Genomic DNA, 12252 nt, shown 5'->3' on the forward strand with positions numbered 1-12252 from the left:
CCTGAGCGACAGAACCCGTTTTGGCCTGCCGTCCCACCTGCGCGCCGTGTTGCACCACGCTCTATCGCGGTGGTTGTCATCGTGGCATTGGTCGTGGTTGCGGCAGGCCTTTTGGCGCGCATGATTTTGGGTTGATGCGGCACAAAACAGGCACCCAGGGAATGACCGAGTTTGTTCGCCAAGCAGACGTTGTGGAGTTCTAGCCAGGGTCGTGCCCCGTCATTAGCCCCACGTCGGAAAGCAGACATTGGAGAGCCGCGCCGGAAGCGGACGTTGCTCGGGTCTCTTTCGGGTGGTTTTCAGACATTACCGCAGCCGGTCTCAGGTCCCTCGACTGACCGCCCCCAGCCGCCGCACCACCTCGGCTCGGTCGGCGGCGCTCAGGTCCATGCGGGCAGCATCGGTGTATCTTTTTCGGGCCTGATCGTGCCGTCTCTCTGATTGAAACCCACGGCCCCACGAGGGATGCAACCGGAGAGACCGGTGGCGCGGAAACGAAAACGGCGGCCCCGCAAGAGCCGCCGCTATTTGGCTTACGAAGGAGCGATCACTCCTCGTCTTCCTCGTCTTCCTGGTCTTCGTAGTCGTCTTCCTCGTCCTCGCAGCCTGAAGCGGCGTCGTCTTCCAAGCCATCTTCCTGATATTCGCAGTCGGAACCGTCGTCGGCGTCTTCGGAGTCGGCATCCTCATCTTCATAGTCTTCGTCTTCGTAGTCCGAATCCTCGTCCTCATAGTCTTCGTCTTCGTAGTCCGAGTCCTCCTCGTCGCTCTCAGCGCCGGCATATTCGTCCTCCGACTGCTCTTCTTCCTCTTCGTTGGCGTCGGCCCATGGCTCGTCGGCGGGCGGGCGGAGGTGGTGGCGGTGGTGGCCCGGCATCCGTCGCGGGCTTGGCAGCGTCATCCAACGCGGGTTGGTCGGTCTCGGGTGGGAGGCTTTCATCACCCTCAGGCAGGATAGCGGGCATGCCTGTAAGCACTTGGGTGTTTCGAAACCCGACTCATTGTGCCTGGGCCGACCCCCCGAGAGCCATCGCCGTGGCTTCGACAGTGGTATTGCCATCGGCGCTGGCCGGTGCCACGGCTCCCAGGGCGATCAGCAGCCCTAGGGCAGTGGATGTTTCGAGCAGTTTCATATGCCCCTCCATTGATGGAGGCGTCACCATTCACCTTCCTCGACAAGACGTCATCTCGAAAATCATGGGTTTTCCTGATGGTCCCTGACGACCTCAGCGAAAGCAACGTCCGAAAGGGGTCGACAGCAGTCCAAGGGATCGGACCGGACATCGGACATTCTCGACGGTGGTTGAGGGTTGGATAGCCGCCTGCACACCCCGCCGATACGCCACCTACAAGCCCCGCCTTCGATCGAGTTTGCAGGTATGGCGCGGGTCGGATTTTTGGTCCTGACGTGATGGTGTGGGCGACCTCCGCCTAACCAGTTTTTCTGGAGCGGGCGTCATCAGGGACGTCATGTGAGGGGGCTAAAATCTGGGATCGCTGGAAGACCGAGCGCATGGCCCTGTCGACACAGGACCGCGTCGAAATCATTCCCTCGCCCGACGTTCAGTAGATGCGCGAGCCGGTACCGGTGGCGGTCAAGCCCGAGCCGACGCATCCAAGTCTGACAGGTCGGCGAACAGCACACCTTTCAAGACCGGTACTCATTGTCACACCAGCGGCCAAGCTTGTTGACAGGAGAACGGCCGTCGCGGCATCCGGTTTAACGCGGACCGGGCCCCTCTGACGATCGCGTCGATCGTGATGTCGGACCGCACCGGCGGCGAAAGTTCATGCGTGAACGGTCGCTGCCCTTTCGAGGTGGAACCAATATGTCATCACTGTCCAAGGGCCGTTTCGGCCTGAGCTTTACTGTGCGCTTGGCGCTTCTCTCGGCGCTGGCCGCCGCGGTCCCGGGCGTGGCGCTGGCTCAGGCCTCGCCCCATAGGCACGCATGCCCCGTCGTGTCCCAAGCGATGGTTGAGAGCCAGTTCGCCAGGTTCAACGATGCCTGGGCAACCGGTAACCCGGACGTCGTCACGGCGCTGTTCACGAACGAACCGGTGCTGCTCGCAACTGTCTCCAATACGCCGCGCACGACCCCTGCCCTGGTTCGGGACTATTTCGTGAGCTTCCTGAGGAGCAAGCCGGTCGGTCGCATCGATACCAGCACGGTCGAGATCGATTGCCAGACGGCTTCCCGACTAGGCACCTGGACCGTCACCCTGACCGACGCCGCAACCGGAGCCAAGACCGACGTGCGCGCCCGCTACTCGTTCATCTATCGATATGAAGGCGGCGACTGGAAGATCGATCATTTGCACTCGTCCATGATGCCCGAAGCCGGCCGTTAAGCGGTTCTCGCAGGAAACGTCACCCGCCGCGGGGCCCATCCCGCGGCGGCTCTTTCTTCATGGATGAAAATGAAAAGACTGGCTTTGGCGACCTCGATCGCGGCTTTTGCGCTGGCAACCCCCGCCCTTGCGAGCGACGAGGACATGGAGTTCTGGTTCAATCCGTCCGTCAGCAAGGCGGTAGACGGGCGCACATCAGTCGAGCTCGAAACGGCACAGCGGTTCCGCAAGGACCCGCGGACCGACACCTATTTCGTACGCGGCTGGATCAAACGCGACGACGCCCGGGACAACACCTGGGGCGTGGGTATAGAACAACGCTGGAACGGACCGGACCAGCAGGAGGTTCGGCTACTCCAGCAGGTTGGCTATGAGCTGGGGCCCATCGATCTACGCACGCGAATGGAACAGCGGTTCGTCTCGACCGACGCCCAGACAGGATGGCGAGTTCGACAGCGCATCGGCACATCGGTCCCGCTTGGCGATTCCGACACCAGCTGGAGTCTCACGGCAGATGCAGAGCTGTTCGTGACGCTACGCAGCACAGACCCGGACGGCCAGACCGGCGTCACGGGGTTGCGTACCTTCGTCGGATTCGAACGGGAATTCGGTCGATACGAGGTGAGTCTGGGCTATCTCCGCCAGCAGGACGTGCGCGACAACGCGCCCGACCGCATCGGGCACGCACCTTTCATCGGGGTCGGTGTCGCCTTCTGATGCCCGCTCGCCTTGTAGTTTGATGGGCGTGCAAGGCGGGACCCCACCCGGTATGAAATAACATATTGAATGAGCTTAATACCTCAGGGCGAGACGGGGTCCCGACAGACGCCAGTCAGCATGCGCGCCAACGTGTTTTTTATAGCGAATTGAATCGCCTAGGCTGCCCCTCGACGGGGTCCGATTTCGATGCCGATCCACACCTGAACACCATGCGGTGCGTTGTGTCTGCATGGCCCTGACCCGCTAAGAAACCTTCTGGCTAAAGCTCGCGATCGCTAGCGCCATCGTGAGCGTGGTCGCCGTCTTGGCCTAGGCGCGCCCGGTTCGAGGCTGCCAAGACAACTCCAGCCACAGCGCCGATTCCTGACTGTAGGACAACAGAGCTCTCAGACTACGGTCAGGCCACGCGTGGTGTTGTGTCTCCATCGACCGGGATGGTCCCGGCCACGAAAGGACACTGCAATGAAGACCGCGATGATCAGGAAAGCCCTGCTTCCGGTTCTGGCGGCGTCCGCGGTCTTGGTATCGACCCCGGCGCTGGCTCAGAGCGTGGGCGTGACTCTCAGTTTCGGCTCTCCGGGTTACGCCCAGGACTACGGCTATGGCCGCGGCTACGGCCAAGATTACGGCTACAGCAGCGGCTACGCCCCTCAGAACCTCCGGTATCGCGCCCAGGCCCTATCGCAGCACATCGAGCGTCTGGCCTGGACCGGAGCTCTCCACCACCGCGAGGCAAGGGCCCTGTCGCGCCAGCTGCAGCAGTATCAGAGCCTTGAGTACCAGTACGCTCGCAACGGCCTGTCGGGCCGGGAGTACTATGACCTGAACGCCCGGCTCGACCGGATCGAGTATCAGGTCCAACGGGTCCAGCACGCCCGCTGGTAGATCACGAGAACTGCGGAGGGCCGCTCCGGTGACGGGGCGGCCCTTTCGCGGTGCTGTCATCTAAGGATTTTCATTCTCTGTAGGGCAACGTCGGTTCGGGGGCACGAAGGCCGCCTGGACACCCCGCCGATACGCCACCTGGAGGCACCGCCTGCGGTCGAGTTTGCAGGTATGGCGCAGGTCGGAATTCCGGTCCCGCCCACCGGAAGGCGCCTTAACTTGGGAACATCGAATCCACCCGCTTCGGCCAGACTGGGAAGGGGTTGGGTCGGCCAGCTTTTGAGGCCGCCGGTGGCCCTTCAAACCCATGCCGGCGCTGGGTTTGGCCGATCGGCTTCCCTAGATTTCGTAATGCGGGGGTCAGGTGTTCGAGTCACCTAAGCGGCACCACCTCTTCCCATAGGGCCTAGGCTCGACCTAAGGCGGAGGTGCCTTCCGGCTGGGCGCGTTGGTGGGTCCCGCGTGGGATGCCGTCCGCAAGGACTGGCTCTAGCTGCGACTCCTCCAAGGTCCGAAAGTCGGTCGGAAGACAACGACGCTTGTCGACCCATTGCGGACATCCACCCATCCGTTTTGGGACAGGGCGCTGGAGCGAACCGATTTGAACGGCTTTCGCACCCTCGGAGCCCCTTGGCCGACAGTTCAGCGAAGATCCGGTTGAACACGCCCAACCGGCTCCAGCGAATGAACCGGTTGTAGATCGTCTTGTGCGGCCCGTAGTCCCTGGGCGCATCACGCCAGCGCAGGCCGTTGCGGATCACGAAGATGATGCCACTCAGCACCGGCTTGTCATCCACCCGTGGGATGCCATGCGAGAGCGGGAAATACGGCTCGATCCGCCGCATCTGCTTGTCCGTCAGCCAGAACAGATCACTCATGACAGGCTCCTCCTGCCACCAGTGAATCAGATCGAAGCCGCCCCGTGAATCCCTTTAATGGGTCCTGAGCCTAAATCGGGCCAAAAAGGCCGATAACGGCAAGCTCGCGGACTTTTTCAACAGTATCCGCCAGGAGCAGACATTGTCGTCCGACATGGAATCAGACGCTCGCAGCGTCCCCCATGTAGCGCCAGAGCAAGTTAAACCCCGTGACGCCGATCGATACGGTCGACGCGGAGCAAGCGCCTCAAGCTCCGCGAACGCCATGCCATGACCCGCCACGCTCGCTGATTTACTCCCTCGCGCTAAGTTGACCCGCGCCGGCGAGGATTGTGAGCCGCTGCCGAGCGTCCCCCAAGCGCACGAGCAAGCCTGGCGGGATCGCGGTGCCGTAGCTTTCCGTGAACTTGCCCTCGGAGTAGTCCAGCGCCCTTAGCAGATCACTCGCGGCGGCTCGCGCGGCGACCGGTTCGGTGCTGCCGACATGGCCGATCCACACCGGCTGGGTGTGCGCGAAGTGGACATAGGACATGACCGGCCACCCCGTCTGGCCACCCATGGCACGCGCCGCGATCCATCCGCCCGACGGCAGATCGATCATTCCGGTGTAACGCTTGTGACCGTTGCCGCCGAAGCCTTCCAGGGTCTGGACGACCTGCCCGTTGACGATGAGTTCCAAGCGCTCCACCGGACGCACGCTGATCAGCTCGATCGACCACTCCTGGCGGCCCTGAGGGACGGTTGACCCCGGCGTCCGACCATCGATCTCGAAGAGCAGCGCGGGACCGGTGGTGACGAAACCCTCGCCCGAACGTACGCGGTCGACCGCGGACGCATACGCATCCTTAGCCTCCGTGATGGGGACGTAGGCCCGAGCCGTCCCAACCGCCGGCACACGATAGAAGTTGGCCATCATATCGGTGCCCGAGGTGGCCGGCATGGTGCGCCCGATGTTGAGGAACCGGTACCAGGCCTGCGCGGTGCCGAGGGGGCTGGTCCACTGGCAGACCAGTTCAAGGCCGATGCCCTCCGAAAGCACACCATCGACGACCAGTTCGAGCGGGAGGCCGTTGGCCGCGAGGTCCACGAACGGATCGCTATCCCCACCGACGGGATGGACATAGGTCGCCAAGGCACCCTGAGCCTTGGCAAAGGGGTTCACCAGCCCATTATGCAGGTCGCGATTGCCATAGACGGGGTTCGTCGGGCCGAAGAACCAGGGCTGAAAGGCCTCGGTCGCCCCGATCATTCCGATGTGCCCGTGGTAGTCGGAACGTACTTCCTGAGTCAGCCACGCCGTGGTGCCGTCCTCGGCCGTCGCCCTTTGACCGATGCGATCGGCATCAATGAACCGGTTGTACTGGTTCCAGGCCATCGGTGCCGAGAAGTCCAGATCCTCGCCCTGCATCGGCAGCAGCAGATCATCCAGTTTGAGCTCGTTGACGCCGCTGCCGTTTAGATGGACGTGGTGATCGGCGGATGCAAAACCGGCGGCCTGCGCATCCCAAATCTGCGAAATGTCCAGCGAGACCGAGACCGTACGCTCTGCGCCGATGCGGACTTCATGGGTCTGCGGAAGCGAGAACGGTCCGTGGGTGGCGACGATCCGGTAGTCGCCTTCGGGCAGCTGCAAGGCGGTGCGACCGTCGGTGTAGAAATAGACTGGGCCGTTCTGATTATCGACATAGGTGGGCCCGGCCGGGTTCGCGACCGGATGGCCGTCCGCGCGCGTGATCGAAAGCCGCGCGGGCGTCGGCCGCAAGGAGCCGTCGGGTCCTGAAAGGCGGGTGATGATCGACAGCTCGCCCATTGGCGCGCCGTAGTCCCATCTCTTGATCTCGACCGGTTGGACCGACCCTCCAGCAGCCGGGATGACCATCAGCCGAAACTGTTGGTTCGCGTCGGCCAGGGTGTAGTAAATCCGGGAGCCGTCCGCCGACCAGGTCGGGAAGAGTGCTTTTTCGCCCGCCGGCGTCAGCCAGCGCGGAAAGGCGGGCCGGTCGACGTCCATGACCGCCAGCCTGACGGTATTGCCATCGCCGATCCCATAAACGATGGCGCGCTCAGCCGGATGCACATCCGGGTTCAGGTGCGCCATCCAGCCCTGCTCAGTCAGAACCTGCCCGTCCGTTCCGTCCGCGTTCCGAAGCCTCAGAGCCAGCGCGGGTCCAATCGCCTCCTGATAGACGATCCGCCCGTCGCTCAGCGCTCTCGCCGCGCGCGCCGCCCGGGCGCCGGATGTCACGGCTTCGTCTGCGCCCGTCTCGAAATCTCGACGCCAAAGATCCAGCCGTCCCCCGCGCGCCGAGGTGTAGATCAGGAAACGTCCATCCCGCGTGAACTCCGGGTCGAGGTCGATCGCGGGGGTGTCGATCTCGGACAGGACCGTGCCATCCCGACCGGCGATGACGATGGCGGTGTCGGATCCGCTGTCACGGACGAAGGCAATGCGCTGTCCGTCGGGCGACCACCGCGGCCGCGCATCGACGGCGCTTCCATCGGTGAGCCGCCGCGCGACGCCACTGTCGAGGTCAAGCAACCAGATCCAGCCCTGATGCGCGAAAGCGACCGTGGCTCCGTCGGGAGATACGGCTGGATAGATGGGCCCCGACGAGAGGATCGGCAAGTTTTCCTGCTCAAGGTAGAGCTGGTGCCCGAAGCCTTCGACCTTTGGATATCGATGGGTCCACTGCGCCGACACTGCGGCGGCAGAAGCGAGCCAGACCGCCGTCGCCAATAGCGCCAGGGCACTCGTTCGGATCATCGTCATGGAAATCACTTTCAATCACTCGAGGTGAGTGTCTCCTAAGCTGCAGAGCCTGACAATGACGGCGAGGCGAGGCCGTAGGCCCGTCTTGACCAGCCGCAGCGAACAGGCCGTTGTGCGCCAGAAGCGACCATTTTGGCACGAACGGAAATGCGACATTCACCGTCTGGTGTTTGACCTGCCTCGGCTTGACTAGATTTCGTAATGCGGGGGTTACGTCACGGTCTACAACACCTTCAACATTCAGCGCCATCTGATCAGCAGGTCCACCCTTCGCCGTTTCCGTCCCAAGGAAGCGTCTGCCTGGGCGGCTGCGATTGCCTGTCCAGGCAGGGTTGGGGGCTTGTCGACTTGCCGCAGTGCCGGACAACACCCTTTCGGCAGGGTAGAGCGGCTTTCGACTTCGTGGGATTAATCTGAGAAGCCTCCGGCGTAATGTTGCCGGATCGACTACCGGTAAGCCTCACCGGGCCAGGCGTTCCGTCTCTGCCGAAATGAGGACCACTAACCCGTTCGGATACCAGTGAAATGCTAGGTCCCCCCAGAGCCCCCCGTTGACGCTTCTGCGGGCCAATACACTGCCGAAACCCTCTCGCTTGGGCGGTGCCGTGATCACGGGTCCGCCCTTCTCTTCCCACGAGAGAGTGAGGCGTCCCTTGGCCACCACCCACGAAATGCGGACACGCCCGCCGGAGACCGAGAGGGCGCCGTACTTGGCCGCGTTTGTCGCCAACTCATGCACCACGAGCGCGATGTTCGTGGCGGCCTCCGCGCCGACCGCAATTTCTGGCCCGTAAATTTCGGTGCGCGCGCTGTCGCCGGTTCCCGCCGGATCGGCATAGGGCGAGAGAACTTGTCGGATCAATTCGCCTAGGGTGGTTTCCCGCTTGGTGGCTGGGGCTACTGAATGCCCCGGCCTGATCAATTGGTGGGCGCTGGCGAGCGCGCCCAGCCGGCCTTGAATGGTCTGGGCCAACTCCTTGGGCGTCGTCGCTGACCTGGCGCTCAACGTCACCATCCCTCCGACGATGGCAAACAGGTTCTTGATCCGGTGATCCATCTCGTTGAGGAGCAGCTCCTGCTGTTCCTCATGATGTCTGCGCAGGCTCACGTCGAGGAAGATCACACCGACTTTCAGGACGGCTTCATCCTCAAAGCGAAAGGCGAACAACTCCAAGGTTCGCCCCTGCGATGCCAGATCGCGCTCGAAACGGATCGGCTCTCCCGTCGCCATGACCGCGTCGTAGGTGTCGAACCATTCTTGGGGCTCCTCAGGAAACGCTTCCCGAACGGTCTTGCCAACGACGCCGCCGACACCGGTTTGTTTTTCAAAGCCTGCATTGGCAGAGAGGTAGCGGAAGTCGCTCGGCTCGCCGGCGCGAGTATCGAGCTTTTCTAGTGTGCAGAAGCCCTCGTCGATAAACTCGAAGAGCATCCGAAATCGCGCCTCGCTCGCGCGGACGGCGTCCTGTGCTGCCCGGCGCTCGGTGACGTCGAAAAAGCTGTTGATTGCCCCGGTGATTTCTCCGCGCTGGTTCTTTAGCGGACGGATATTCTTGAGCACGGTAATCCGCGTGCCGTCAGGCCGCTCGACGTGCACTTCCACGTCCCGCGCCTCTGGTATCTTGCCGCTCAACACGTCAGCCATGGGACACTGGTCGTGGGACATGTAACCGCCGTCCAACCAGAACATCTTGACTGCGCCAGAAAACCGTTCGTCTTTATCCCCTGCCGTTGGCTGGCGCCCCCACAGTTCGACGCAGCGGCGGTTGAAATTCTGAATTACACCCGAGGCATTGCAGGAATAGATGGCCACGGGCCCCATCTCGAACAGGGCGCGATAGCGTTCGTCGCTTTCGTGGAGCGTCGCCTCCGCCAGCTTGCGCTCGATGATTTCGCGCCGCAGTTTGGCGTTTAACTCCTCTGTGAGGCCGACGAGTTCTTGCTGGCGAAGCGAACTGAGGACCAACGCCTCGTTCATCGCGACCGTATCTTTATGGAACTGCGTGGCTTTGGTCACTTGGATCATCACCCCGACGAGACGCTCGTCTACCTAAACACCTACACCACAAACGTAAGGCCGCCGCTGGGAATCGGACGGGCGGCGAGGCTTGGCTGTGCCCTCATCGAGGGTCGGCGCGGCCCGGATTACCCTGTCACCCGCGCTGAGGACCGGACCTCAAGATTGCTCGCGGCCGAGCTTCTATTTCGCAGCTCTAGCCTTGGACTTAGCCTTCGGCTCCGGAGGGAGCTCTGCCTTTTGCGCCGGGCGCGGGCCGGTTCGCGTCGGAATCCCGGTGGTCAGTCCGTCGTAGTCGGTAGACCGAGGCTGGATGACGACCACGCCCTTGTCGGTGATGACATATTCGCGGATGTCCTTGCTGTGGTTGCCGCCGCGCATCTTGATCACGACCATGACCTTCCGAAGCTGGCCATCTATTTCCACGTAGCGCATCCGGATGATGTCATCGGTCAGGAACGAGATGGTATAGTGGCTAAAGGAGAACCCGGTGAACGTGTCCTCCACTTCGACAGTGCTGAGAATCGTGACCCCGGCCCCCGTCAGCGCCACGATCAGCCGGTAGAGTGACTCGCGAAAGTCCTCGCGGAAACCGGGCGCCAGCGCCATCTCGAGACTCACGAGCGAATCGATCACCAGACGTTTCGCGCCGACCCTTTCGACGGCGTCGAGAATCTCCTGCATGGTTTCATCCACCGAGAGGTCGAGCGGACGAAGGTAGATGATTTCCAGATTTCCCTTCTCCAGCGGCGTCTTTAAATTCAATCCAAAGCTGTCGGCGCGATCAGTGTAGCCTTTCGGCCGTTCTTCGAAGATCGCCATGATCCCCGGCTCTCCATTGCGCAGTCCCGCGGCAATGAATTGCGTGGCCAGCGCCGTTTTGCCCGTCCCCGAAGGGCCGGCGATGAGCAAGCTGTCGCCTTCGAGAACGCCCCCGCCCATCATCTCGTCCAAATCAGGAATACCCATGGAAAGTCGCCGGCGCTTGGCCGGCTTTCCAGTTTTAGGGATGAATCCCAGCGTGCGCGAGAAGGCTTGCAACCCGTCGTCGTTAATGCGGACGGTGTGCAATCCCGGCACCGAACCCGACCCGCGCACTTTCAGAATTTGAAGTTTTCGCACCACGGAATTTCTTTCCACCTTCTGCGAAAGCCAGAAGAGGCCGTCGGCGATAGTGAACAGCGGATTGCCCTGGGTCTCTCCCTCGCTAAATTCGCCGACTAGAAATGTCGTGGCTTCCCAACTGGTCAGAAACTGGGTGAGCTGCTGAATGAAAGATTGCATCTCCATTTCGCCGCCAGCGGCCAGCGGTTTGCGCATTACAGTGCGAAAGGAGTCCACCACCACGACCCCCGGATTGATTGTCGTGACCTGTTTGATAATTTCAGCGAGGACCGCGTTCAAATCTTGATTCAACACCAGGTCGCTGAGATTGATAAAGCGGACGGCTTTGCCCAACTTGGAGGCTTCGAAGAAGGAAAACTGTTGCTGGTAGCGCAACATTTTTATGGCGGGCTCACCGAGGACGGTGAAAAAGAGCGCGGGCTTTTCCGCCGTCGCGTTGGCGAAAACGATCTGATGCGCCATCGTAGTTTTGCCGCAACCGGGCATGCCGGCGATGACGTTAAACGAAAATTCCGGGATGCCGCCGCCCAGGATGTCGTCGAGACCGCGAACGCCGGTCGGCAGTTTGCGGATCGTGACCCTTGCCGGTTGGCTTGAGGCATTGTCCGCCAGTTTGCGGGCAGCCGCGGCGCTAATTTTTTTTGCCATTTTAGCCTTCCGGAGCCAACTGCAAGTCGTTGATGTTGCTCAACAATTGGAGAGTTAGTTCATCGCCAATCAAACTAACCAGAAGTCCGAGCAGTCGGGCGAGCAAAACAATCCCGGCATTGGAAATTTCCTCCGGTTTCGCTTTGGCTTCAAGTTCGTTCAGACCTTCAAAAGAGCCGTCCGCTTTAACATGCAGCTCAGCCAGCCAAGCGACTTCCGCGCCGGCTAGCACAAGTGCGCGCGAAAGCAGCGCACGAAACCCGGCAGCGCCCATTAGCGCGCCGAAATGCGGGGCCAAATTTTCGATGACGACAAAGGCCGCTGTGGGTTTTGATCTGGAAGACGCATTTCGGCTCATCTCCTCAGCGATGAGATGCTCAGCGTACATACGCAGTTTCGGCGTCGCTCGGTTCATTCGGGAGCGCGTTTGAACGCGACGCTCGTCGGGGGGAAATTCGCGTGCGGCCCTAGATGCGCCAACATGAGAGCTTTGGCCGTTTTCGTTGCCATGGTGCGACTGCCTCGGAACGGGCCAGTCTTAGTCTTGCACCATTAAAGCGCGAGTGGCGAATCTTTGCGCGGTCCGGAGGGTGTTTTTAGGTTAAAGCCATGATTGGTGCCCCGGTTGAATTTAAGTCTACTTCGGCGACAGGTTCCGTTGAACTTGGACGTGTCGATTCGCTGAAACCATGAACTTTTTGCCGCGCAGAGACAGATTTGGGCTCAAACTAGGTGGTGCGGACAAAGTGTCTGATCCACAGTCGGATGGATGCGACGACGACGAAGCCGAGGAAGCTGTCGGCGGTCTTGTCGTATCGGGTAGCCAGTCGTCGGCTGTGTTTGAGCTTTGAGAAGCAT

General features: G+C 61.5%; 9 protein-coding genes and 3 pseudogenes. 4 read left to right on the forward strand and 8 right to left on the reverse strand.

Features of this window, described 5'->3' with window-relative positions; genetic code table 11:
* Positions 1 to 547 precede the first annotated feature (547 nt).
* Both ACP7AU_RS16865 and ACP7AU_RS16870 read right to left on the reverse strand, forming a co-directional pair.
* Positions 548 to 940, reverse strand: coding sequence for a hypothetical protein (locus tag ACP7AU_RS16865; RefSeq protein ID WP_426052157.1), 393 nt, complete (start codon positions 938 to 940; stop codon positions 548 to 550).
* 58 nt (positions 941 to 998) lie between these two features.
* Positions 999 to 1133: a hypothetical protein gene (locus ACP7AU_RS16870; RefSeq protein WP_426052158.1), complete on the reverse strand. Its 135-nt coding sequence runs from the start codon at positions 1131 to 1133 to the stop codon at positions 999 to 1001.
* A gap of 696 nt (positions 1134 to 1829) precedes the next feature.
* On the opposite strand from ACP7AU_RS16870, the gene ACP7AU_RS16875 reads away from it, so the two are divergent.
* From ACP7AU_RS16875 to ACP7AU_RS16885, 3 genes are all read left to right on the forward strand, one after another.
* Positions 1830 to 2351 carry an SgcJ/EcaC family oxidoreductase gene (locus tag ACP7AU_RS16875; RefSeq protein WP_426052159.1) on the forward strand — a complete coding sequence of 174 codons (522 nt, stop codon included), beginning with the start codon at positions 1830 to 1832 and terminating at the stop codon, positions 2349 to 2351.
* 69 nt (positions 2352 to 2420) lie between these two features.
* Positions 2421 to 3068: a DUF2490 domain-containing protein gene (locus ACP7AU_RS16880; RefSeq protein WP_426052160.1), complete on the forward strand. Its 648-nt coding sequence runs from the start codon at positions 2421 to 2423 to the stop codon at positions 3066 to 3068.
* A 465-nt stretch (positions 3069 to 3533) separates the two neighbouring features.
* Positions 3534 to 3956 (forward strand): hypothetical protein, encoded by a 423-nt coding sequence (locus ACP7AU_RS16885; protein WP_426052161.1) that lies wholly within the window; start codon positions 3534 to 3536, stop codon positions 3954 to 3956.
* Between the two features lie 629 nt (positions 3957 to 4585).
* On the opposite strand, the pseudogene ACP7AU_RS16890 reads toward ACP7AU_RS16885, so the two are convergent.
* Positions 4586 to 4834: pseudogene (locus ACP7AU_RS16890) on the reverse strand (transposase); the annotation flags it as partial.
* Between the two features lie 292 nt (positions 4835 to 5126).
* Entirely contained in the window at positions 5127 to 7604 is a 2478-nt protein-coding gene (locus ACP7AU_RS16895; RefSeq protein WP_426052162.1) for a CehA/McbA family metallohydrolase, read from the reverse strand.
* Positions 7605 to 7815: 211 nt separating this feature from the next.
* Between ACP7AU_RS16895 and ACP7AU_RS16900 the strand changes: the two are divergent.
* A pseudogene (locus ACP7AU_RS16900) lies at positions 7816 to 7917 on the forward strand (IS6 family transposase); the annotation flags it as partial.
* A 147-nt stretch (positions 7918 to 8064) separates the two neighbouring features.
* On the opposite strand, the gene ACP7AU_RS16905 reads toward ACP7AU_RS16900, so the two are convergent.
* From ACP7AU_RS16905 to ACP7AU_RS16920, 4 genes and pseudogenes are all read right to left on the reverse strand, one after another.
* Positions 8065 to 9621, reverse strand: coding sequence for a sensor histidine kinase (locus ACP7AU_RS16905; protein WP_426052163.1), 1557 nt, complete (start codon positions 9619 to 9621; stop codon positions 8065 to 8067).
* 183 nt (positions 9622 to 9804) lie between these two features.
* A complete protein-coding gene (locus ACP7AU_RS16910; protein WP_426052164.1) occupies positions 9805 to 11394 on the reverse strand; it encodes an RAD55 family ATPase in 1590 nt (529 codons plus the stop codon).
* 1 nt (position 11395) lies between these two features.
* Positions 11396 to 11809, reverse strand: coding sequence for a hypothetical protein (locus tag ACP7AU_RS16915; protein WP_426052165.1), 414 nt, complete (start codon positions 11807 to 11809; stop codon positions 11396 to 11398).
* Between the two features lie 313 nt (positions 11810 to 12122).
* Positions 12123 to 12252: pseudogene (locus ACP7AU_RS16920) on the reverse strand (IS5/IS1182 family transposase); the annotation flags it as partial.

Source organism: Brevundimonas sp. SL161 (assembly GCF_049896985.1).
Classification (GTDB): Bacteria; Pseudomonadota; Alphaproteobacteria; order Caulobacterales; family Caulobacteraceae; genus Brevundimonas.